Source organism: uncultured Mobiluncus sp., assembly GCF_947254095.1.
Taxonomy (GTDB): Bacteria; Actinomycetota; Actinomycetes; order Actinomycetales; family Actinomycetaceae; genus Mobiluncus.
On sequence record NZ_CAMYBV010000005.1, the window covers coordinates 62,958 to 86,546 of the forward strand.

A 23,589-nucleotide genomic window follows, 5' to 3' on the forward strand; every position below is an offset into this window, starting at 1 on the left:
GTTAGATGCCACAACCCGTGAATCCATCGCAATTACGACCCTGCGGATTTTGATTTTTGGAGTCTTAGACACCCGGGAGAAGTCCTGGTGGAGCACAAACTCCCGCGAAGCATTAGCTGAATATGCACAAGCGGTAATGGATTTCGCCCCTGGCTGCGAACAGGTGTTTTCTCGAACCGATACTGCACTATTGGACGCCATACTAAACCCATCCATATCGGTGGACATTATGTATTCCAGAGCGCAAGCCAGACGCAAGTTTTTCACCCCACAAGCTCTCATCCCGGCATATCCCAAAGGCTGGTGGCACAGGGAGGGACCACTCCGTTTTGACGTGGCCAGCTTCCTGGTGCGCTAGCACTCGACACAAACTGAGGGCACCGCGCGACCCACCGCACCGACCTTGTGCAGTCTGTCTACCAGCCCCTCCAGGAAGGCAGCCGCTCCAAAAGTGCGGGGTCACCGGCCACGGCAGCCTCGTAAACTTTCCGGTAGGACTCCCCGACGGTTTGGCTGGAGAAAGCCTCTCCGATACTGGCGGCAATAGCCTCGGCACTAGGCGCGTCATCAGGGGTGGCAGTCAACAGTTCCGTCACCTCGTCCGCATAGACTTTCACATCATGGGTGGCGATAGCTCGCCCCACAAAGTCGCGCATAAAATCTGGGTGGCCCCCCGCCGTGCCGACCACCACGGGACGGCCGTTCAGTATCGCTTCTGCGCAAGACACAAAGAAATTATCGCCATGAGTGGGACCAATAAACAAGTCTGCTGCCTGGAGTTCCGCTGAAACGCCCCCTTCCCCGGTATAGGGCAGAGGTCCGGTCAAACGCAGCGGCAGGCCGTGATTCGCCGCATAATCACGCGCGGCTTCTTCCAAAGGTCCCTGACCCACCCAAGTCAGTTCCGCCCGACGCCCTCTGCGTTGCAGTTCCTCCACGACTTGCAGCGCAAAAATCGGATCCTTGCGCTCCACCAGTCCCCCCACCGAAATCAGACGCCAGGGCTCTGGGGCAGGTAGATTTCGCGGAGTAAGGTCAGGCACCGGCTCCACTACGCAAGGCACTTCTACCGTGGAGCGATGCCGATATTGGCGGATAGGCTGGGACAGATAGGGGCAAACGGTAGTGACAATGTCCGGAAGTTTCTCCAGCCGAAAAATGACTTTTCGAGCCTGCCGCAGCAGTGGTGTCAAGGAGTCAGGGTTCGTCAGCCCGGACCAGTGCTCGGTGTGCACCCACGGAACCTGGGGGTGCGCCAAAGCTGTAGGCAACAGGGTGGACATCGCCATCGAGTGAATCACGTCGGCGTCCCCCACTGAGTTGCGCAGGTGACGTGAGACTGACACTGCCGAAAGCGGGTTGAGTGGCTGGAACGCAATTCGCAACCCCGCGATGCCTTCGTATTGGAAACGTTGCGGGGAACCTCGGTAATCCGCATCCAGATGAACGACTCGCACTTGGTTCCCGGCAGATGCAATCGCATGTAAATCCTTCACCACAAAAGCACCACTGGAGGGACGCTTCTGATGAGGAAACCAGGTAGTTACAGCCAAAACACGCACCTGACCAGTCTACACTGACCCACACTCACCGTGATATCTAAGTATCGAGCACCGACTGGCTTTTCCCCCTAAAATAGGGGTATGAGCAGCGCTGATTCCCCTCGAGTCCTGCACTTCAATGATTGTGCTAACGTCAGGCAGTCCCTGGTCCGCGCTGCCCGGCAGCAGGGTTGAGATTGGGATTATCTTCCGCCCGCCTTGGTGCGTCCCCAGGTCAACCCCGGATTCGGCTGGTCACGATTGGCTTGGACCCCGTATTTTTTCCGCCGCTGATCCCACCTGAGACGAACGGATGTGGTGCACGTTCACTACGCCACTTCTGTGCCGCTGATTCAGCAGTCTCCCCTCCCGCAGCGTCCTTACTTTCTGCACCTGCACGGCAGTGATATTCGCCGCCGCTGGAAAGAAAAACCGTACCATGACCAGGTACAGCGTGCCATCGACGAAGCTCAAGGAGTTTTTTACACAAACCTGGACACCATCGAAGAAGCCACCACCGCACGTGGCGACGCGGAATATATGCCAGCTTTCGTCCAGACTGAGTTCCTGCCGAAGTGGCAGCTAGAGCATAATGCCCCGAAAATTATTTTCACCTCGCGCTGGGATGACGACAAAGGCATTGAAAAACAACTGCAAGTCGTGAGCGAACTGCGCCGGGCTTTCCCTCAGATTCCCTTGGAAGGCTTAGATTGGGATTACGGCGCCGGCGCGGCGAAGTCTCTGGGCGTGCAGCTGCAACCAAAGATGAAATATGCGGATTACTTGCAGTGGCTTGCCGGCGGGACCCTCGCTATCGGTCAAGCCAACCGCATTCTCGCCGTCTCTGAATTTGAGGCTATGGCTATCGGCTTGCCCTTGGCAGCGCTCGGTTCCCGGATTCCTCGCCCAGATGACGGCAGCAGCTCTCCCGTTATCGAGGGGGACTTGGAAACCGTTATGGCGGGAATTGCTCAGGCTTTGCAAGATCCTCCGGCGATGGCTGCCGCCCTGGGGGGCAAAGACTGGGTGTATAGTCACCACCAGGCTTCGCCTTATGCTGTTCACCTGGAGAAACTCTACCGCGACGCTATCTGAGCTGACGCTGTCTGTACCAGGGATAAACGGGTTCGATTCTTTAAGCGTCAGTCGCCAGTTTCGCGTTGGCAAAAGCCGCGGTCGCATCGCTGTATGCGCTGGCGCCGCCACCGACTCGCAGGTAGCGTGCGGCGGGGAAACGCGAGGGCGTGAGGATACCACGGCCGTCAAAAATCGCTTTTGCTCCGGGCAAGTCCGCTGCGGACAGTTGCCGGTATGTGGCGTGATCAGCCTGCAGGATGGCGGCTTCGACCGGCTCGCCCAGGTGATAAGGCTCCCAGCCAAACCCGCGCAGCTCCTCGTCACTGAACATCGGGTCGTGTACCACCACGTGTGCCCCACGCTGCGAAAGCTCCGCGACAGTAGCAAACACGCCGGAAAACGCGGTTTCTTTGACGCCGCCGCGATAGGCCGCACCCAGCACCACCACGGTAGCTCCCGAAAGCGCCGTACCCCGCTCGCCCAGGGCTTGTGAAAGACGTTCCACCACATAAGCCGGCATTTCCGAGTTGGCCACCCGGGCGGAGCGCACCACCGTTGCTTCAGGGTCGGTCGAGAGGTAAAGCCGGGGATAGACCGGAATACAGTGCCCGCCCACGGCGATACCGGGACGGTGAATGTGGGAATACGGCTGAGAGTTGCAGGCGTTGATGACCTTCATCACATCAATCCCGGCGCTGTCGGCGAAACGCGCGAACTGGTTGGCCAGCCCAATGTTCACATCCCGGTAGGTCGTTTCCGCCAGTTTCGCCATCTCGGCCGCTTCAGCACTGCCCATATCCCACACGCCGTTGGGTTGCGGCAGGTCGGTACGCTCGTCAAAATCCAATACTGCGCGATAGAACTCGATACCGCGCCGGGTGCCTTCCGCGCTCAGTCCACCCACGAGTTTCGGGTAACGACGCAGGTCAGCATACACTCTCCCGGTCAACACGCGTTCGGGGGAAAACACCATCCAAAAGTCCTGACTCTCGCGCAGACCGGAGAGTTTTTCGAGCATCGGCTGGAAACGGTGACGGGTCGTGCCCACCGGCAGGGTCGTTTCGTAGCTAACCAGCGTGCCGGCGGTGAGGTTTTCTCCCACCGAAGTCGTGGCCGCGTCCATAATCGTGAGGTCTGGCTCCCAGGTCTGGTCGTTGACAAACAGCGGCACTACGATGACCACTGCATCAGCTCCGGGAATCGCCTCGGCATAGTCCGTGGTGGCGTGCAGCTGCCCGGTCGAAACCAGCTTGGCCAGGTATTCGCCAAGGTGAGCTTCCCCTGGAAACGGCTCTGTCCCGCTGTTGATGGCCTCAACCGTGTGGGGATTGATGTCTACCCCCACGACCTGATGACCCTTTGACGCGTATTGCGTCGCCAACGGCAGGCCAATCTTTCCCATTCCCACAACAGCGATTTTCACGGCGTTTCCTTTCCTTCGCAACGCTTACGTGGTACCTGTGCGGCATGGTAGCGCGAACTCGGCACCATCTGTCCACGGTTGATTCTACGCTAGACTGACGCTAGGTGTGCTGAGCTTCCCGCGTGCCCGGCTGGTTCACCGGTGTGCCAAACCGGGTTTTGGCGCATAAATTAGCCCTGAGCTGCGTGTTCTACCAGGACTTGCACGACTTCACGCGCGGCGGCACCAGTTCCGTAGGGGGTGGCGGTGGTTGGCTCCGGCAGGGGCCGGGTCGCCGCCTGGACCAGCGAGGCTGGTTCAGCCAACTGGTTCCAGCCCAGCTCAACTGTCTCTACCCACTCGGTTTGCGGTCGCACCGTGGTAGTGGGAACCCGTAGCAAAAATGCTTCCTTTTGTAGCCCCCCGGAATCCGTGACGATGTGGCGAGCCTGCAGCGCCGCCGCCACCAGCTGCGGATATGCCAGTGGTTCGTGCAGGCGAATGGCTCCGCGCGCCAGGTTCACGCCCGCCACCTCCGCTTTGGCGCGCAAGCGCGGGTGGGCTAGCAGCACGACCGGGAACGGCAGCGCCGCGAGAGCCGCCACCACGGCCTCGAGACGGCTCGGATCGTCAGTATTTTCGGCTCGGTGAATGGTGGCTAGGGCGTATTGCGCAGGCTCCAAGCCGAGTTCGGCGGGGATAGGGTTCGCAATCTGCCCGGATTGAACCCGGTCGCGAATCGTAAACAGTACGTCAGTCATCACGTCCCCGACCAGGACCGAGCGACCCTCCAGGCCTTCGTCTGCCAGGTGGCGCATCGCGACCTGGGTGGGTGCCAGCAGTAAATCCGCGGCGTGGTCGGTGAGCACCCGGTTGATTTCTTCGGGCATATCCCGATTAAAGGAACGTAGCCCGGCCTCCAGGTGCGCGACCCGCTGGTGAATCTTCACCGCTGCGAGCGCCCCAGCCAGCGTCGAGTTCGTGTCCCCGTAAACCAGCACCCAGTCCGGCTGTGCCTCGGCAATGACCGGTTCCAGCTCAGCCAGCATCCGCCCGGTTTGCACCCCGTGACTGGCACTGCCCACGTTGAGATGTACGTCGGGACGCGGAATCCCTAGGTCTTTAAAGAACACTTCGGACAGCATCGGGTCGTAGTGCTGGCCGGTATGGACAATGAGATGTTCCACCGACGCCTCGGCGCACGCTTTCGCAATCGGTGCCAGTTTCACAAACTGGGGGCGCGCCCCCACAATCGACATGATTTTCATGTCTCTAACTTACCAAGACCGGGCGCCTGTACCTAGGCGCGAAGCTGGTGAACCCACGAAAGCGACGCCGGACTCTAGTGACGTATCTGCGCCAAAACGACCCGAGCCGCGTTCTGGCCGGTCAAACGCAACGAACGGTGCTCTTCCACCCATTTGCGCGTCTCATCGGTCCGCAACCGACCCTCTAAAACGCTGGTCAGAGCCATTTTCAGGACTTCGCGGTCATAAGGCAGGGTCAAACCTAACCGGTTTTCGGTAATGTCCGCGCCGGCCGGCCCCCCGCCCACGTAAATGACCGGAGCGCCGCAAGCCAGCCCCGCCAACACCTTGGTCGGGTAGGCGAAATCATAGCCCCGCCCCGGTTTGATACTGACCAGGCAAGCCCGCGCCTGACGCTGCCACGCCGCAGCCTCAACCGGGGACACCTGATCAAACAGGATTCGCCCCGGCTCCAAGCGCTGGGCAATATCGCGCATCGCCGCGAAAGAACTACCCTGCCCCAGGAACAGTAGGCGAGCGCGGGGAAACTTCGGGGCAACTTCGGCAAACGCCTGGGCAAAAATTTCTGCCCCCTGCCACTCCGAAGCCGTCCCGGCATAAACCAACCAATCCGCCTGTGCGACCTCATCGGCACTCAACCCCGCCACCGGCTGCGGGGCGGGACCGAGCGCGGTAAACACCTCGGTATCTATCCCGTTTTCCACCACCGCCACCCGCCGGGCTCCCAGCTCCTGACAACGGGATGCCACCTGGTCAGACACGGCAATGACCGTGGCGGCACCGCGCAGCGCGAAACGTTCCATCCCTCGCAGCGCCCGCACCACCCAGGCCGGGGCGCTCGTCTGAGCCGCATCTGACCAAATATCGGCCGCGTAATACACGTAAGGACGGCGTTTCCAAGCTGCCAAAACGCGCAGCATTGCCCCGGTAGTCGGCGGCGGCTCGCTGACATAGACCCTGGGGCTCGGGGCGAACAGGAGCCGGAAAAACGCGGGAATGTCAAAGCTCATATAAGGCAGGTAGCCGCGAATGTACCCGGTTTCGTCACGTTTGGCCTGGACTCGTTGGATGTGCAAAAGGTTCCCCGCGCCGGTTTGCGCCTCAACTTGCGCCCGCGCGTCGCGGTCAGTGCCGGGGGCGGGAATCGTGGTCAGCACGCTTACGGCGGCACGTTGTTCTAGCAGGGCTTTCACCAGGGCTTCGAGCCGGAACGAAGCCGCGGCCGGCTCCGGGGCAAAAATCCGGGAAACCACGGTGACATCAGGACGTGCGCGCATAGCTCCATTCTTTCCAAGTTTTTCCGGTCACGAGGGCGGATTGGCCGCGTTTTTCGGTGTGCCAGGGTGGTTCGTAAAACCTATTGTGTTGCTTCGGTATGCCAGATATGACACCGCGAGGCTTTTTCGGGTTTGGTGACGAAAAGGGGGTGTCAAGGCGCTTTCGAGTCGCGGCTCTAGAGGTCGACCGTTTGTCCCGTGTCTCGCGACTGAATCATCGCCTCTAACACTCTGAGGGTCTGCAGCGCGTCCGTGAGCGGCACGATTCGGCTGGCGTCCCCATTCAGGGCGGCGACAAAGTTTTCGTGCTCGACCCGCAGCGGTTCGCGCTGGTCCAAGGCGTACTGGGTCACTTTCCCGACGCTGACCCCGCGAACGTTCGCCACCTGGTCCCATTCCACAGCTTTGGTGCCATTTTCATAGAACGTCAAAGTGGAGTTCATCGTGTCCGCGACCAGCGCGCCCTTTTCGCCGGTGACGGTGGTCAGGCGCTCCTTGAAAGGACTGAACCAGTTGACGATGTGGTTCACCAGCACCCCGTTTTCCAGAACCCCGGTGGCGAATAGCAAATCTTCGTGTTCGCGCCCAGATTTGCGAGCCGTCCGGGCGGACACGGATTGGTAGCGCGAACCCGCAATCCACGCGGTCAAATCCACGTCATGAGTCGCCAGGTCCTTGATGACCCCCACGTCAGAAATTCGGGCCGGGAACGGGCCTTGGCGCCGCGTAGCAATCTGGAACACTTCCCCGAGCTCGCCGGCGGCAACCCGCTTTTGCAGTTCGATTAACGCCGGGTTGCAGCGTTCCACGTAGCCGGCGGCACCCACCAGGTTGGCCCGTTGGAAAGCGCTCACGATTTGCTCGCCTTCCGCAACCGTGCGGGCCAGGGGCTTTTCGATGAGAGCCGGGACACCCGCGGCGGCCAGCTGCAGCGCCACTTCCAGGTGAAAAGCCGTGGGCACTGCCACGACCGCCGCCTCGATTCCGGTGGCAATGAGAGATTCCACATTCGGCAGGACTTCCAAGTCTCCGGCCACGCCGAACTTGTCGCCGGCCGGATCCGCTACGGCGACGAGGGTTTCGCCGGGGGTTTCGCGGACGTTGCGGACGTGGTGGCGACCCATGCTACCAATACCGATTACTCCAACACGTATTTCTTTCATGACTTTCCTATCTGCTTTGAGTTCCGGCTAAAACGGTCCCCCGGACCGTTTCTAAACGCCTCCAGACCAACACGCGGCGCCCCCATTATCGCACCGGCGCCACGCTGGAATCTAGGCACCGGCTTTGGCCAGGGCGTTGACGGCAGTCACGATGCGTTCCAAGTCTTCCTGATCTAGGGAGGGATGCACCGGCAGAGACACGACTTCGCGGGCGGCCGCTTCGGTCTGGGGCAGGTCCAAGCCCGGCGCGAAGTGGCACAGGGACCCCAGCCGGTGATTGGGAATCGGGTAGTACACACCGGAACCAATCTGGTATTCTTCGCGCAATGCCTGAACAAACCCATCGCGGTCGGCCGTGACCCGAATCGTGTATTGGTGGAACACGTGAGAGGCTTGCGGAGCGATGGCCGGGACGGTGACCCCTTGCAGGTTCTCGCTCAGGAAAGCAGCGTTTTCCTGGCGTTTCGCCGTCCAACCCGCGACCTTTTTCAGCTGTTCACGCCCGATTGCGGCGTGAATATTCGTCATGCGCAGGTTAAAGCCGATGACTTCGTTTTGGTACTGCTTTTCCATGCCCTGATTGCGGTACAGGCGGCACTTGCGAGCATGCTCGGGGGTTTCAGAGGTAATCATGCCGCCTTCGCCGGAGGTCATATTCTTGGTCGGATACAGCGAGAACGCCCCGAAGGTCCCAAATGTTCCAACCGGCTGGCCGTCCCAAGTCGCCCCGTGAGCCTGACAGGCGTCCTCGAAAATCATCAGGTTGTGTTCGCGCGCAATCCGACCCAACTCGGTCATATTCGCCGGGTGTCCATAGAGGTGGACCGGCAAAATCGCCTTAGTGTTCGGCGTGATGGCCGCCTCAACTGCGCCGGGATCGAGGCAGAAATGCTCCGCCTCAATGTCAGCAAACACGGGCTTTGCCCCGGTCAGCGCTACCGAATTCGCCGTGGCAGCGAAGGTAAAGGATGGCACGATGACTTCGTCGCCCGCCTCGATTCCAGCCGCCAGCAGCCCGCACAGCAGGGCGGAAGTGCCGGCGTTGACCGCCACGGTTTCCCTCCCCGCCCCCAGCTGGGCGCCGAAAACTTGTTCAAACTCAGCCACTACGCTACCTTGAGCCAACATTCCGGTGCGCAGGACCGCATCCACTGCTTCGCGTTCTTCCGCGCCGATAATCGGCTTGGCTGCGGGGATGAATTCTTTACTCATATTGTCTCCTTGCTTGTGTAACTCTCTAAAGCCTCAGGCTTCGTCAAAAGTCAGTGTTCCGTCAGTTTCGGTATAGGTCTGTCCGGTGACGGGGCACCGCCAGCGCCCAGCTTTGCCTTCCACCGCTTCGAGGCGCACCCCGGCGCGCCCTACCCACCCAATCTGGCGAGCCGGAACGCCAACCACCAGGGCGTAATCAGGAACGTCACGGCTGACCACCGCGCCGGAACCGACTGTGGCCCACCGCCCCACGGTAACCGGGGCGATGCACACTGCCCGAGCCCCGATGGCGCAGCCATGGCGCAACGTCACCCCCACGGCTTCCCAATCAGTTGCGGATTTCAAGGTGCCGTCCGGGTTGATGGACCGCGGCCACTGGTCATTGGTCAAGACCGCGGCCGGACCGACAAACACGCCGTCTTCCAGCACCGCCGGTTCATAAACCAGGGCATAGTTTTGAATTTTGCAATTCGCGCCGACTTTCACGCCGGCATCGATGTAGGCTCCGCGTCCCACGATGCAGTTTTCTCCCAACACCGCATTTTCGCGGACTTGGGCGTAATCCCAAATCGAGCAGCCGGCACCGATTGCAGCCGACGGCGCAATTTGGGCGGTTTCAACGATGCGACCCATAGCTGCCTTTCTGACCAAATCAAACTCCTCCATCTTATCCCAACGGAGCCTGGTGGAAAGCGGGCGGGCCAAACAATATCCGAGTTTGGTGATCGAAATCTGCGATTAAAACGGGGGTGCTGGTCTATATAGCCACCTACCCCGATTTAATCGCGAATTAGAATCGCTCAGCAACAGGCACCCCCGATGTCGAGAACTCCACCCCCGCGATTTATCTCGGGTGCAAAAAACGGGGGCTCGGGAATCGCCCCGAGCCCCCGCTGATCAGGCATCATTTAGAGCCGGCTGGCTGAGCTACAGAGATGGATTGCAGGGTCACAAAGACCTGGTTCAGTTGCTCACGGGACACTGCACCGGGGCCGCCCAGGGCCGTGGCTGTGCGTGCCTGGAGACGCACAATCTCAGCCGCCGTGCTCGCGCCTAAGGATTTCCCTCGGGCGTTGGGCAACAGCAGAATCGGCCCGTCTGACAGCACCCCGCCAGCTACCGCGTCGACCGGGTTCGTTCCGGATGCCAGGTAAACGTGGTCGGAGCCTTGCGGGAACTGATATTTGCTGATTTCGCGGGCGGTCTGGTAGCGATCGGCCCCAAAAACCCGCTCGCTGGCGCGCCCGACGGCGGCTTGCGACAAAACTGCGTCTGATACCGCGCCCGGACCGCCCAAAGCCACGACTTTGGCCGGGTTTATGGCCGCAATCGTTTGGGCCACAACCGAGGGCAGCTTGCCGTTGGTGGGAACCAAAATGACCGGCCCAGCCGTCAACGAACCGGCCGCCAGCGCGTCCACTCCTCGCGACATTTCCGCCAGGAATACGGCACTAGCCGGCCGGGTTTCCGCGGCATGACGGGCAATGAGAGCGGAAGTCTCCACCCGGTCGCGGCCTCCGATTCGGTCGGTCGCCGCCCCCGCCGCCACGGTATTCAGCACCGCATCACTGACCGCTCCGGTACCGCCCAAAGCGACCACCTTGGTAGCTTTCGCTTCTTTCACGTATTTCGCGACCGCCGCTTGGGCATCCCGTTTGTCCAGCACCAGCACAATCGGACCATCCGTGAGCGACCCTCCGGCCAGCGCATCAGCGGTATTCACCCCATTAGCCACGTAGACCGTACGCGAACCCTGCGGGAAAGCGTGCCGGGCGATTTCGATAGAGGTGCCCACCCGGTCTTGCCCAGCTAGAACCGTGGGGATTCCCTTATTGACCTGATCTTGTTGCGACTGATTGAAGTCAGGGGAAACAATGGGGTTACCTGGCTCAGAAACGTATTGCGCCACCATTTGCCGCAGCGTCGGCAAGAATGCGTAAAAGGCGTTGCCCGGGCAGGCGGTAGCGCCAACGTCACGGTGCCCGGAGACGACCGGAGCCATAAAATCATGTCCGTCTTTACGGATGTTGGTTCGTAGATTCAACGGATCCAAGCCGGTGGGCCGCAGCTTGTAAGCCACGACGCGCGCGACTGTGTCTACGGCCGCGTCGGATGGCCGGAAGTCCATGTAATTACCCAGCACGGAAATCCCGAAGGTCGTGCTGTTTACGCCATAGGCGTGCCCGCCGACGATGTTGGAGGTCCAGAAGTTGCCGGCGCGGCCCTGCCAGGCTCGCCCAAAGTTATCCACCAGCACGTTGTAGCCGATGTCGCCCCACTTCAAACTGATGGCGTGGTAGCGATAGATGGAACGCAGGATGGCCGGGACGTCTCCGGGGGAATAGTTGTTTCCCGTGGCGGTGTGGTGCACTACTGCTCCACGGACCGCGCCCGCCCGGAGTCTCCACCCCATCCAGGACTCGTCCGCTCCCCAGTCAGCCCGGGAATAAACCGTGGCAGGTTGTCCCGTTGCCGGGACGTTGGTCCAAGCATTTTGGGCCGGGTCGGGGGGAATAACCTGTTTACCGGCGTCACTGGTGTTGTTATCGGGCTTTTCTTTACCCCCGTCCGGGCCGGTGGCGATGCTGGGCTTCACCCCGGCGGACACAAATACTTGCGTGTCACCCGTTTCGACGGTGGCAAAAGCGTGGTCCTCGGCTTTGGTTTGGGAATCAATCACCTCTACGGTCGGCTGCAGTTTCGTCCCCTGCGGGATTACCACAGCGATTTGCGCTGCCGCTACGTTGGTCAAAATCCACGGCTCGGTAGCGTTGAGTGCGGCGTCTTTACTGGACTCAAATTCGTCACCGATGGTTTGCCACTCGCTCCAGGCTCCGCCTTGTAGGTAACGCCCCAATACCACCAGGGGCTGCGGACCGCGAGTTGGCCACCGTGCCGCTATCAACGCTACGGGTGCTTGCACTGTCACGGTGGAGACGAGCTTGTTCGTCTGGCCTAACTCAACCGCAGCTGCGGATCGTGATTCCCGAAGTATTCCTTGACTGTCGAACAGAGCCACCTCGCCTTGCCGGGAGGCTTGAAATGCTGACGTTTTCTGGTTCAGTTCCGCGTTGCCCAGACCGTCCAGAGCCGGCTGGCTCACAAAATCAGAACTGACGTTATCGGCGATACCGCTGTCCCCCTCTGCTGCTGAAGCTACCGCAGCCGGGCTAGCCAACAGACTAAAAGCCAATAAAGTCCCCATTATGACGCGCTTACGCATAAGTTCCTCCCATCAGTGCCAGAATCTAGCATTCCTGATTTATTCATCTCTGTCCAGATGTATTTGCTCAAAACCTCAGAATTATCTTGCGTTTTGATGCGCTTTGATGCTGAATTTTCACATCAGTAACAATGGTAACACGACTGGAGTCGCCTCCCCGCGATTTCCAGCCCGAAAAATTGATTTGTTTACCCGCCCCGGCGCACCAAGACGGCTCAGCGGAGTGAGTTGCTGGGAAATACCCAACGCCGCATTAAGGGGTAGTTCCAAATTGTGGTCAGAGTACTCGCGACAATTTTCCCGACCAGATAGAGCCCAAAGAAAGAATCGAATGCTTGCACGATTACTGCCGCCATAGCGGTGTTGAAAGCAACCAAGGCGAGGAACCGCCACATCGCCTTGCGGTTTTGAATATCAGAACTGAAAGTAAACAGTTTTTGCATATAGTACGAAAACACTGTGGCGATGACGAACGCCGCAGCGGCCGCCAACCAAGCGGGCATCCCTACCCACGCCTTGAAAACGTACAGGAGCGCAAAATCCAGAAGAAATGACGACCCACCGCTAAAGAGATAACGAAAAATCTGCTTTATATCCAGAGGTTTTTTAGCGACGTCATCTGCAGTGGCACGTGGGAAAGAACCGTCCAATTCGGAGCGGACCGCTTCACCTTCAGACATTCTCTCACCTCGCGATTTGGACGCTTTGCTAGCTGACGGTTTAAGACTAACGATAACCTCAAAAAAGCACCTGCCCATTATAATAGTGGCTATGCCTAAACTATACTCGGTTGTTGTTCCAGCTCACAACGAGGGGGAAAACCTGCCCTTGCTGCTTGAACACCTCTCAGCAGAATTTCAGAACCTGCAATGGGAACTGGTCATAGTCAATGACGGATCAAGCGATAACACCTTCGATGTTGCTAAAACGCTGACACAGAAAGACAAGCGTGTTCGTCTGCTGTCCTTTTCGCGAAACTTCGGCAAGGAGCCCGCGCTACTTGCAGGGCTTCGCGCCGCCAAGGGAGACGCTGTAATTATTATGGATGCCGACTTGCAGCATCCCCCGCAGGTGGCTCGTCAGCTCATCGACTGTCACGAACGGACCGGGGCAGATCAGGTCATCGCAAAACGCAACCGTAAAGGGGACGGAGCCATACGGACCGGTTTCAGCAGGCTGTTCTATTTCTTAATCAATAAACTTGCTACCGTGCGTTTAACTGACGGCGAAGGCGATTTTCGCCTACTGTCACGTGCCGCTTTGGATTCACTACTGTCTCTGCCAGAACATAACCGCTTTTCGAAAGGACTGTATTCCTGGATTGGGTATCCCAGCGAGGTCATATCATACGATAATGCCCCTCGAGCCCACGGAGAAACTAACTGGTCAATGCGCGGTCTGGTCAACTATGCGCTAACCGGGGTGATTGGATTTTCAGCCAAACCTTTGCGCATGATTTCCTGGATTGGAATGTTCGGGATTTTTTTGGCGGTAATCTACCTCATTTGGCTGTTGATACGCTGGGCCCTCAACGGAGTCGAGGTCAGCGGCTACCTAACTACTATCGGCATTATCGTACTCATCGGCTCAATCCTGATGACGTCACTGGGAGTAATTGCCGAATACGTAGCCCGCATTTTTGAAGAAGTAAAGAACCGGCCAGATTACATTATTGCTGAGGATATCCACCAGTAAGACGTCACCTCGAATTCGCCTCGGACTGAACTACGGCTGCGGTTTCACGAGGATTCGGTCGGCGACGCAGTTTCATTGCTTTGATGGCTGCAAGGAGTATCAACGCTGCCGCGGAAATAGCAGTGAGGCAAATCCCAGGCCACAGAAACGGGACGGAATAACGCATGGTGATTCGATTGATCCCTGGGTGCAAATCTATGGATATTAGCGAATCCGCGAAAAGCTCTACGTCTGCCGGAGCGCCGTTGTTAAGTATTGTCCACCCTTGGTTGAACGGTATCGAAGTGAATAGTTGCTTACTGTCCCCCTCTCTGACCGTGATGTCTGCAGAGCCCGGTTGGATAGTCACCTGAGAGGGCTGGTTTTGCTGGATAGAGTCAACCGCGTCCCGCAAAACATCCAAGTCAGCGTAGTAGAACTGCGCAGGCATGAAATTGCCGGGGTTTTCCGTATTCAAAGTCACCTTCGCAGTTGAATCATTGGTATTCACGGGAACAGAGAACGTCCCAAAACTGCCCCAAGTCGCATAAGGAAGCTGAGATTTTCCGTTTATCTCGATGGTGTCGTCGGCATACTCGTTCCAGGGAATGTTGCCATAAACAGGAAACTTACCATTTCGCGCCACATCGAGAGTGAAGGTCATTTGCTTACCGTCGATACTCGATTCAAAAGGGACAGGCTTAAAAACTGGGGTTTGTCTCCCGGTAATCTCAGCGTACAGAGCGTTGACGTATTCAAAAGGATTTCCGGTGAAATTCGCGCTAGATTTTGATTTTTCGTGAACAAAAACCGGAGGAAGACTGAAGGGATTTTCAAAAACTTGTTTGCGGTTAGTCTCGGGCAGCCCGTCGACGGGTACTAGGCCCGGAATAGGTTCTGGTGAAAGCACGTAGCGCACCCCCAACAAAGCGTCTGAGGGGAGCAGACTGGTTTCCCGCACCGTCGCGACCTGCCCTTCTGTTCGGTATCCCAAGGCCTGCAGCAATGCCAAATCTTTGAAGTTATTCGTAGAGTTGTACCCTTCAGTGGACGCATAGTTGTAAGCCAGAGCTTCGTTAAGGAAAAACTGCTGGGCGTCACTTTGAATGCACGTACCCCGGGTCGTAGTCTGAGTAATCCGATAAAACCCGGGATCTCGGTTTCGTAGGGTTTCCAGTAACCGGGATTCACTGGTTATGTAGTTCCTGGTACCAGCTACTGATGCCACATCTACCGTAAGAGGCTTAACGAGCCAAAAGGAATTCAACAGAATCTCGGAAAAACTCAATACCGCTAGGACAAACACCACCAGGGATTTACCAGCTGGATACGGGAATTTATCTAAAACTTGGGTAGCCAGCAAAAATCCGAGTACAATTGCTATCGTTACTAATATCTTATAATCCGGGTTAGTCGAGAAAAACTTATTGAGGGCAAAAATGGTGCCGCAGCTAAGCACAGTTGCAAGAACCAACCTCAAAGATAATCCATGCGAATTTTTGAAATAGTGAGCTGCAATAAATACCAATATAAAACTGCCCAAGTAACCATAGCGGTACCAATAGGAGTACACCGGGGTAAATAGCGAGAACGCGTAGACCAGAGGCTTCCAATAGAACATTAACACCATCAGCACCAGTAAGGAGCCGAGAATAACTTTCTGTTTGCGCTCACCCCTAGTTAAGAAATATCCCAAGCAGCCAACCAGTACCAAACCTCCAGAAAACACGGAGGCAATTCCGAGCCCGCTGGTTGCACCTAGTCCATAGTTTCCGACCATGCGCAACGGATTACCCACAAGGCCAAACCCGTGCAATCCGATTCCAAGATTATCCCCCTTGGAATCGCGTAAATTGATAACGGTCGGGAGGAACAGCCACGCTGCTAGGCAGGCTCCCCAAGCTCCGCCGAGGGCATATAAACCAGTAGTTTTAACTATGCGCTTTAGGGTAATCCCGTTGTTTGTAGCGTAGAGTCCAAGTTCCAGCACAAACCAGATACCTGAAAAAATACAGTTCATGCCTGCCGCGTACCAATTAAAGAGAATGCCCAGCCCAGTAGCCAGTACTAAAGTGATGAATTTGTTTTCAGTAACGACTCTATACACGCCCAGCATCATTATTGGAAGCATATAGACACCATCGAGCCAAATGACATTACATACCTGATAGAAAGAGTACGCCGCCATTCCATAACTGAGTGACAGCAACACAATGTAAGGGTAGGGCATGCCTTTTTCGAAGCGGTTCTTTAAAAAGTACGACATGGTCGCGCATGCCATAGCGATTTTGACGATAACCGCAATGTCGTAAAAGGAATTAAGCTCGGATTTATCAAAAAAGAGTATCAAAATATTTACCGGGGATGACAGGTAGTAAGAAAAAGTCCCGATGCCAGTTCCTCCAAGTAAAGCACTGAAGGTATACCCTATTGACTGTTTCCCTGCCAGAACATCCTTTAGGTAAGCAAAAAAATCCAAATACTGAATGTTGGCATCATGCCCCGCCAACGAACGCTGGTCTTCTCCCCCGAACGGGGCATAACTACCCCAGTAAAGGAAAATTGTCAGCAGCCCCAAGGAACCCAAGAAAACCAAGACAAACAGGATAAGCCCAGGCCTCTTGGCGCACCAGGTTCGGATTGCGGATTCAGCCTGCTCTGTTTCGCCCATGGTATTTATTGTCCTCGTGTCCTAGAGCCCGACATTATCACAGCAGAGTATAGCTAAAGTCCAGCTTTTCGTCGAAGCCCCTTGAAATGTCACAATAGGGTCGTGAATAAAACTGGGAAAGTGCCCGACCCTACTGCTGATGAGGAAAATTCCGCTGCAGGACGCGAAGTTGCGCTGGTTATCCCTATCTACAACGAAGGTCCGGTAATTGCCAAGGTTCTCAGCGAGGCGAAAACCATTTTCCCTCACATTATCTGCGTAGACGATGGTTCTGTCGATGATTCCGCCGCCTTGGCTCGCGCCGCCGGCGCTACTGTCCTGACCCACGCTATCAACTTGGGACAAGGCGCCGCCCTGCAGACCGGAATCACTTACTACTTGCAAGCCACCGACCTTCCCTATGTCGCGACTTTCGACGCCGACGGCCAGCACCGAACCGATGACGTCGTTTCCATGTGGGAACGCGCCAAAACAGACGAATTCGACATTATCTTTGGTTCCCGGTTTTTGTCCGAAAGGCAAGAGATGGGTGCCGCCAAGCGTATCGTGCTGAAAACCGCCGCCTGGGCCACCGCTCGCACGACCCACATGGAGCTTACCGACGCTCACAACGGACTGCGACTGCTGTCGCGCCGGGCGGCGGGCAAGTTGAATCTAAAGCAAAACCGTATGGCCCACGCTTCGGAAATCGTGGCGCAGCTGGGCAAAAGCGGTCTGCCCTGGGCGGAAATGCCGGTCCATATCCGCTACACCGACTATTCCAAAGCCAAGGGTCAATCCCTGTGGAACTCGATAAACATCGTCATGGATTTAGTTATGGGGGTGCGTTGACGTGGACGTTTTCACAAGTGTGGCCGGGTTGGTTCCCGCGCATGTTCCGACACTGCTGGCTTGGGTCGCGGCCGGCCAATGGGGTATCAAGATTGTCCTGTTAATTGTGGTCGCGGTGGGGCTGGTTTACGTGTCCAGCCTGCAAGGAGCCCGCGACCTGGCATTGCGGCGTATCCTGGCGCTACTGTTCGCGGTTTTGGCAGCCGTGTCAATCATCTATCCGCCGGTTATTTCCGCGGTCGCGGCGTTCCTCGGCGTGGGGCGCGGCACTGATTTACTGTTGTATCTGCTGGTTATTGTGGTGTTGGCGACCTGGCTGGTGCAGTGGCGTTACAACATCGCGGTCCAGGCGCGCTTGACCGAACTGACCCGGGCTCTGGCCTTGGCAGAAGCACGCTATGACTCTCAGGAAACCACGAAACGAAACACCGAAACCGGGCAGTGAAGTCCTCCCGGTCCAATCCGGACTATTGGAGGGAAATATAGTAAATTATCAGGTGAAACGAACGAAAATTAGGGAGCAATAATGTCTGACCCAACTAAAGTCACCATCGTCACGCGCACGAAAGACCGCCCGGTCTTCCTCGAGCGCGCTCTTAATGATTGTCTCAACCAGAGCTTTACCGACTTTGAGATGGTGATTGTCAACGATGGCGGCGACCCTGCCCCAATTGATGAGCTGCTGCGAAAATACGATAAACAGTTCCACGGTCGCGCTCGTGTGATACATAACCCTGAGTCTTTAGGGATGGAAAAAGCCTCTAACGTGGCTATTGAATCTTCCGATGGCAAGTACATCTGCATCCACGATGACGATGACACTTGGGCACCCAGCTTCCTCCAGACTTGCACCGGGTATCTCGAAGCAAATCCTGAGGCTGGTGGTGTCGCGGTGCGTACCGAGATGGTTCTGGAAAGAATCGCTGGCGATAAGTTGATTGAAATAGGTCGTCTGCCCGCGTGGCCTGAGGTGCACCAGTTCTCGCTGTCGATGCTCTTGGAAAACAATATCGCGGTGCCAATTTCCTGTATGTATCCACGGGTCGTCATCAAAGACCTAGGCGGCTTTCGCTCCGACCTGCCAGTGGTGGGAGACTGGGAGTTCCACCTGCGTCTGGCAGCAAAGTACGATGTCGGATTCATTGATGGAAAGCCGCTGGCATTTTGGCACCAGCGCCGCTCACAAAAGGGCGTGCTGGGCAATTCCACTTTTGCTGCAGCGGAAAAGCACGCATACTTTGACCTGCAAATTCGTGACGAATACTTGAAAGACTACGTTGCCCACAATGGAATTGGGGCACTCTTGTGGCAGGCCGCAATGCTGAAGCAGGCCCGCACCACAGGTCCGGAGACTGCGTTCAGCTTTGCTAAAAAGAAATACTACAAACTGCGTGGACTGCTAGAACGAAAAAAGTAACCCCGCGCAGAAAGTATCAAAGTTGTCTCAAAACGCATCCACACTAATCTCCGCCGCGCGCACAGACGCGAAGTTGCCCTTAGGAGGAATGAAAAAATCGGGACCGCGTAAGGATTTCCGTGGGGATATCCAAGCCTTGCGCGCCTTTGCTGTTCTGGTCGTGGCGGCAAACCACTTGTTCCCTGGGCGTCTCAGCGGCGGTTTTATTGGCGTGGATGTGTTCTTCGTGATTTCAGGTTTTCTGATCTCGACACATTTGATGAAATCGACCCTGGATCCAGCACGCAAACTACACCTAGGCGCTTTCTATGCGCGACGTATTCGCCGCCTTTTACCGGCCGCATTCACCGTTTTGGGAGTGTCCACCGTGGGCGTGCTGGCATTCTTGCCCCCGGATATGTGGCGTCAAAACCTAACCGAAATCTTCACGTCCTCGTCCTACGTGCAGAACCTCTATCTCACTGCTCGCGCGGTGGATTACCATGCTCAAGGTCAAGCGGCCACGGTGGCTCAACACTACTGGTCACTATCGGTGGAGGAACAGTTCTATATTGTTTGGCCGTGGCTTTTGCTTGCTTTGGCTTGGCTAGCGAGGCGTGGAGGACACAACGCACGCCACGTTACCGCCATCGGAATGGCGGTGTTTGTAGCTGGATTTCTGGCTTTTTCTGTGTGGTATACCCACGCTGACTTCAATCGAGCATACTTTTTCACTCCCATTCGGGTATGGGAGTTTGCCACCGGCGGCTTGGTCGCGGCTCTTTCAACCAGTTTTGCTTCGAGCCGTTTTCACCGAGCCGCACGACTTCTGCTCGCCGTAGCCGGGTGGATTGCCATGATGCTGAGCGCCTGGTTCTTCACTCCCGCCACGTTCTTTCCCGGATACTGGGCGGCGGTTCCCACCTTCGGTGCTGCGGCCGTGATTGCCGCCGGCACTGATGCCAAGATTCTGGTTTTGGATTGGTTTACTTCCCTGCGTCCAGTGCGTTGGCTGGGGGACGTGTCGTACTCGATTTATCTGTGGCATTGGCCACTAATCGTCTTGGCTCCCTATGTCCTGGGCACTACCGTCACCACGAAACACAAGCTGGGAATCTTTGCCCTAACTCTTGTCTTGGCGGGACTTTCCAAACCGTTTATTGAGGATCGGGGCATCCACTCGGTGTGGTTCGGCGCCAAATTACGCCGCGCCTTTGCGTTCATGTGCATCGGCATCATAATTTTTGCCCTTTCTTGGCAACTCGGCGGCAAGCTGGCAGAAATCCGAATGCAGACAAGCGCCTCCGAACTTCAACGTTCTATTGCGCAGGGGTGCGCCGGTCCTGCCGCTCTCGACCCCAAGAACGGCTGCGATACCCTGTTCGACAAGCCCATCAGCACCGTTCTGGGGCCGGATACAGACTATTCCTCGACCCCTCCCGGAGCTGTGAAAGTCGATATGGGCTTCACAACGAACAAGTTTGCCGGGCAAACCATGCTCGACTTTCGCAAAAACAAGTCCGCACCGGTCAAATCTGAAGACTTAATTGTGCTGGTGGGAGACTCGCATAGTGACCAGTGGAAGTGGCCGATGTACCAGATTGCCAAGGCTAACCATAAACGTCTTGAAATCTTGATTAACAGCGGCTGCTCGGTTTTCACTCCTCAGGATAAAGCTGCTCAGGATGAATACGACGATGTCAGCAAAGCCCAGTGCGGCACTTCCAACAAGGTCATCAGTGACTACATAAAGAAAGCAAAACCCTCGATACTGGTGTATTCCAGCTATGCCAAGGACGAATGGCTGCCGGGTCCGGGCTCACAGCAGGACAACTGGAATAACCTAGTCGGTACCACTTTCAAGGGCTGGCTCGAGGCCGGTGTCGGCAGGATTTATGTTATTGCTGACGTGCCCTACAACATGGGGGTGCGCGATATCTTCTGCTACAGCATAGCGCGGAACCCAGCCCGGGAATGCCGCGTTAATCGGGTCCAGGCGCTGGGTACCGATCCCCTCCCCGGAGTTGCCGCTTCGGTGAACAGCGAGAAAGTGAAACTGTTGGACTTCACCGACGCCTTCTGCGACCGAGACTATTGTTACGCAGTGGCGGGCGGAATGCCGGTGTACTTCGACACTACCCATATCAACCGGCAGTACAGCCTGCTGTTGGTGCCTCGTTTGGCAGACGGACTAGGACTCAAAGTCCCCGCAGTTACGCCGAAGTCTTAACCTCGCCAGGGAAACGTACCTCCGGCTGGTTCCAGATACCGCTCAGCGCAGACCACAAGAGACGTGCCCGCAGTTTCCACGGCACGTCAGAGTGACGTAGGCCCTGGAACATACCGAACAACAAGTCCGTGAGGATGCGCGGTTTGCGCAAAGACAGTGCCGTGGACATTTGGTTGCGCGCTCCGTGAGCATACTTCCAAATGTTTTTTTCGTTCACATCCGACCAGAACACCGCCTTATTTTCCGGGGTGAGGTGGTCGGTAAGCGAACTCGGCACAAAAATCCCCGAACGCCACTTTGCCAGTCGATAGGTGTATTCGGCATCGTCGAACCAGATGAAGTATTCGGGATGGGGCAAACCGCACTGTTCAACGGCTTCCCGCGTTACCAAACAAGACACAAACGACGTGCAGTCCAGGTCAATCCAGGGCTGTTTTGCCGCCAGGTTTTGCGGCCATTCCCAGCGTGCTGTGGGGAAGTTCATCAGGCAGGCGTTTCCGTCGGTCCACAGCACCATCGAAGCGGCGAAAGAAGGCGCAGCCCCACCTCTGGCCACGGTGGCGGCCTCAAGGTTCTTGACCAATTCCTCGAGTGCCTTGGGTTGGGGAACGGTATCGTCGTCCATGACCCAGAATGCGTCGTAGCCATCGGCATAGGCCGCATTCATACCAAAGAAGAAACCGCCGGCACCACCGCTGTTCTTGGCCAAACGGAAGACTTTAGTGGGCAGCTTGTTGTCGCGGGAACGCAAAACTTCCTGGGTATCATCAGTCGAGGCGTTGTCAACAATGATGATTTTTGCCGGCGACACGGTTTGGGCCTCCAGCCCCGCTAAGGTTTTCTTAAGTAACTCACTGCGATTAAAGGTAACCACCACTGCAGCTACGCGCATATCTGCCATCATTCCCTCTCTTCTCTTAAGTAAGCAATACATTCATCGATAGGACCGTCCTTGACCAGACGCCCTCTCTCCAGCACCAGTCCACGGGCGCAAAAATCTCGCATTGTATCCAAGTCATGACTGACTATAATCATGGTTTTTCCTTCATTCTGAAGTTCACGAATCCGCTCGTAACACTTCTTGCGGAAGGGCTCGTCGCCAACAGCCAAGATTTCGTCAATCAAGAAAACGTCGGGATTCGTATAGACGCAAACCGAAAAGGCTAGGCGCAGGAACATACCGGAAGAATAGAACTTCACTTCTGTATCGATGAACTGTTCAATCTCACTGAAAGCAACAATGTCGTCGAAGGCAGCATCAATCTGAGCCTTTGTCATACCCAGAATGGTTCCGTTCAGGTACACGTTTTCACGTCCCGTCAAATCGGGGTGGAACCCTGCCCCCACCTCAATCAAGCCGGCAATTCGCCCCTTGTAACCGACAAAGCCGGTGCTGGGGCGCATCACCCCGGAGATGAGCTTCAACATTGTTGATTTGCCCGATCCGTTCAGCCCGAGCAAAGCCACGGTTTCCCCAGCTGTGATATCGAAGCTGACATGGTCAAGAGCGCGAAAATTATCAATCATTTCGCTGCGGCGACCAGTCAGAGTCCACACCAGTCTTTCTTTTAGGGTGTGCGTGTGACGCAGCGAAAAATCCTTCACTACGTCACGAACCGAAACAGTTACCTCCTTGCTCATCACAACTCCTGGGCAAACTTACTCTCGAAGTGCTTAAAAACAGCGTTGCCAATGATTAAGATGACAAAAGAAATCCCTAAAGCCACGAGAGTCCACGGCCCCAGATTGGGCAGAACCTGACCCGCACCCACCCCGTTGGTCGGCTCCCAGAAAGCTTTGTGCATCAACTCGACAGCGATGGTCATCGGGTTGAGCAGGTAGAGATGCCATAGCCATTCCCAAGAACCCGAAAAGACATTGTGAACCATCGACCACAGGTAGAGTACCGGAGAAATCCAGGTCGCCATCATCAAGATGAGGTCCACGAAATTTTCTGAATCTCTGTACAGCACATTTAGGGCCCCAAATATCAACCCAAGCCCCAGCGCCAAAATGGTGGTGATGATGATTCCTAGGATTAGCGCAAGGAAGGCCACCGGTTGGGGTTTCCAGCCGAAAAAGAGCGCTCCGATTATCATGATGACAATTTGGGGAAAGAAGTGGATGAAAGCAACCACCACCGAGGACAGCGGGAACAACTCTCGTGGCATGTATATCTTTTTCACCAAATCCGAGTTTCCCACCAGGATGCGCGTCGCGTTGCCAAAGATTTCACTGAAGTAGTTGATTATGACCACACCTGAAAACATATACACGACGTAGTTTGTGATGTTGCGGTTCATGCCCATAAACACGCCAATTGCGAAATAGAAGACCAGGAACTGGGTGGCAGGTTTCACATATGACCACAACATTCCCAGGAAAGATCCCCGGTAGCGAACTCGCAGTTCCTTATGCACCAATAAGCTTAGCAAGTAGTTTTGGCTTAGGGCACCTAGAAGACCTCTTGATTGCCCAGGCAACACAAACCCATCTTTGGTTTTAACGCTCATTCAACAGGCATTCCTCTCGCCACTTAGTACTGCCCTATGCTACCGGATTTCTGACCGCAGCAAAACCAATGCCCACAAGACTGTATTCTGTTAACCAGCTACTGGATTGAT

19 protein-coding genes are annotated in these 23,589 nt (G+C 56.3%); 6 read left to right on the forward strand and 13 right to left on the reverse strand.

Annotated features, from left to right (window positions below; translation table 11 throughout):
* Nucleotides 1–416: 416 nt before the first annotated feature.
* Nucleotides 417–1,499, reverse strand: a complete 1,083-nt coding sequence (locus tag Q0X47_RS02740; protein WP_367178279.1) for a glycosyltransferase family 4 protein — start codon at nucleotides 1,497–1,499, stop codon at nucleotides 417–419.
* 357 nt (nucleotides 1,500–1,856) lie between these two features.
* Here Q0X47_RS02740 and Q0X47_RS02745 point away from each other — a divergent pair, with 357 nt between their 5' ends.
* Nucleotides 1,857–2,636 carry a glycosyltransferase gene (locus tag Q0X47_RS02745; protein ID WP_297722619.1) on the forward strand — a complete coding sequence of 260 codons (780 nt, stop codon included), beginning with the start codon at nucleotides 1,857–1,859 and terminating at the stop codon, nucleotides 2,634–2,636.
* A gap of 40 nt (nucleotides 2,637–2,676) precedes the next feature.
* Here the strand turns inward: Q0X47_RS02745 and Q0X47_RS02750 are convergent, their stop codons facing one another.
* The 8 genes from Q0X47_RS02750 to Q0X47_RS02785 form a co-directional block, all read right to left on the reverse strand.
* Nucleotides 2,677–4,041, reverse strand: coding sequence for a nucleotide sugar dehydrogenase (locus Q0X47_RS02750; RefSeq protein ID WP_297722622.1), 1,365 nt, complete (start codon nucleotides 4,039–4,041; stop codon nucleotides 2,677–2,679).
* A 170-nt stretch (nucleotides 4,042–4,211) separates the two neighbouring features.
* Complete coding sequence (gene wecB / locus Q0X47_RS02755; protein ID WP_297722625.1) at nucleotides 4,212–5,288, reverse strand: non-hydrolyzing UDP-N-acetylglucosamine 2-epimerase; 1,077 nt, start codon at nucleotides 5,286–5,288, stop codon at nucleotides 4,212–4,214.
* A 74-nt stretch (nucleotides 5,289–5,362) separates the two neighbouring features.
* A complete protein-coding gene (locus Q0X47_RS02760; RefSeq protein WP_297722628.1) occupies nucleotides 5,363–6,565 on the reverse strand; it encodes a glycosyltransferase in 1,203 nt (400 codons plus the stop codon).
* 176 nt (nucleotides 6,566–6,741) lie between these two features.
* Nucleotides 6,742–7,728 carry a Gfo/Idh/MocA family protein gene (locus tag Q0X47_RS02765; protein WP_297722631.1) on the reverse strand — a complete coding sequence of 329 codons (987 nt, stop codon included), beginning with the start codon at nucleotides 7,726–7,728 and terminating at the stop codon, nucleotides 6,742–6,744.
* A gap of 111 nt (nucleotides 7,729–7,839) precedes the next feature.
* Nucleotides 7,840–8,940 (reverse strand): DegT/DnrJ/EryC1/StrS aminotransferase family protein, encoded by a 1,101-nt coding sequence (locus Q0X47_RS02770; RefSeq protein ID WP_297722634.1) that lies wholly within the window; start codon nucleotides 8,938–8,940, stop codon nucleotides 7,840–7,842.
* Nucleotides 8,941–8,973: 33 nt separating this feature from the next.
* Nucleotides 8,974–9,606, reverse strand: coding sequence for an acyltransferase (locus Q0X47_RS02775; RefSeq protein ID WP_297722637.1), 633 nt, complete (start codon nucleotides 9,604–9,606; stop codon nucleotides 8,974–8,976).
* 238 nt (nucleotides 9,607–9,844) lie between these two features.
* Nucleotides 9,845–12,163: a cell wall-binding repeat-containing protein gene (locus Q0X47_RS02780; RefSeq protein ID WP_297722640.1), complete on the reverse strand. Its 2,319-nt coding sequence runs from the start codon at nucleotides 12,161–12,163 to the stop codon at nucleotides 9,845–9,847.
* A gap of 215 nt (nucleotides 12,164–12,378) precedes the next feature.
* Complete coding sequence (locus Q0X47_RS02785) at nucleotides 12,379–12,843, reverse strand: GtrA family protein (protein ID WP_297722643.1); 465 nt, start codon at nucleotides 12,841–12,843, stop codon at nucleotides 12,379–12,381.
* Between the two features lie 91 nt (nucleotides 12,844–12,934).
* Here Q0X47_RS02785 and Q0X47_RS02790 point away from each other — a divergent pair, with 91 nt between their 5' ends.
* Entirely contained in the window at nucleotides 12,935–13,858 is a 924-nt protein-coding gene (locus Q0X47_RS02790) for a glycosyltransferase family 2 protein (RefSeq protein WP_297722646.1), read from the forward strand.
* A gap of 4 nt (nucleotides 13,859–13,862) precedes the next feature.
* Here Q0X47_RS02790 and Q0X47_RS02795 read toward each other — a convergent pair whose 3' ends face one another.
* Nucleotides 13,863–16,508, reverse strand: a complete 2,646-nt coding sequence (locus Q0X47_RS02795; protein WP_297722649.1) for a YfhO family protein — start codon at nucleotides 16,506–16,508, stop codon at nucleotides 13,863–13,865.
* Nucleotides 16,509–16,610: 102 nt separating this feature from the next.
* Here Q0X47_RS02795 and Q0X47_RS02800 point away from each other — a divergent pair, with 102 nt between their 5' ends.
* From Q0X47_RS02800 to Q0X47_RS02815, 4 genes are all read left to right on the forward strand, one after another.
* Complete coding sequence (locus Q0X47_RS02800) at nucleotides 16,611–17,339, forward strand: glycosyltransferase family 2 protein (protein ID WP_297722652.1); 729 nt, start codon at nucleotides 16,611–16,613, stop codon at nucleotides 17,337–17,339.
* 1 nt (nucleotide 17,340) lies between these two features.
* On the forward strand, nucleotides 17,341–17,784 hold the full coding sequence (locus Q0X47_RS02805) for a DUF2304 domain-containing protein (RefSeq protein ID WP_297722654.1): 444 nt from the start codon (nucleotides 17,341–17,343) through the stop codon (nucleotides 17,782–17,784).
* Nucleotides 17,785–17,865: 81 nt separating this feature from the next.
* A complete protein-coding gene (locus Q0X47_RS02810; RefSeq protein ID WP_297722657.1) occupies nucleotides 17,866–18,756 on the forward strand; it encodes a glycosyltransferase family A protein in 891 nt (296 codons plus the stop codon).
* An 88-nt stretch (nucleotides 18,757–18,844) separates the two neighbouring features.
* Nucleotides 18,845–20,965, forward strand: coding sequence for an acyltransferase family protein (locus Q0X47_RS02815; protein ID WP_297722659.1), 2,121 nt, complete (start codon nucleotides 18,845–18,847; stop codon nucleotides 20,963–20,965).
* Here the strand turns inward: Q0X47_RS02815 and Q0X47_RS02820 are convergent.
* The 3 genes from Q0X47_RS02820 to Q0X47_RS02830 are packed head-to-tail and all read right to left on the reverse strand — an operon-like array spanning nucleotide 20,949 to nucleotide 23,388.
* Nucleotides 20,949–21,869, reverse strand: coding sequence for a glycosyltransferase (locus Q0X47_RS02820; protein ID WP_297722661.1), 921 nt, complete (start codon nucleotides 21,867–21,869; stop codon nucleotides 20,949–20,951). The two genes, Q0X47_RS02815 and Q0X47_RS02820, sit on opposite strands and share 17 nt — an antisense overlap.
* A complete protein-coding gene (locus tag Q0X47_RS02825; RefSeq protein WP_297722664.1) occupies nucleotides 21,866–22,606 on the reverse strand; it encodes an ABC transporter ATP-binding protein in 741 nt (246 codons plus the stop codon). Before Q0X47_RS02825 ends, Q0X47_RS02820 begins: the two co-directional genes overlap by 4 nt.
* Nucleotides 22,606–23,388, reverse strand: a complete 783-nt coding sequence (locus Q0X47_RS02830) for an ABC transporter permease (protein ID WP_367178276.1) — start codon at nucleotides 23,386–23,388, stop codon at nucleotides 22,606–22,608. Before Q0X47_RS02830 ends, Q0X47_RS02825 begins: the two co-directional genes overlap by 1 nt.
* Nucleotides 23,389–23,589: the final 201 nt, after the last annotated feature.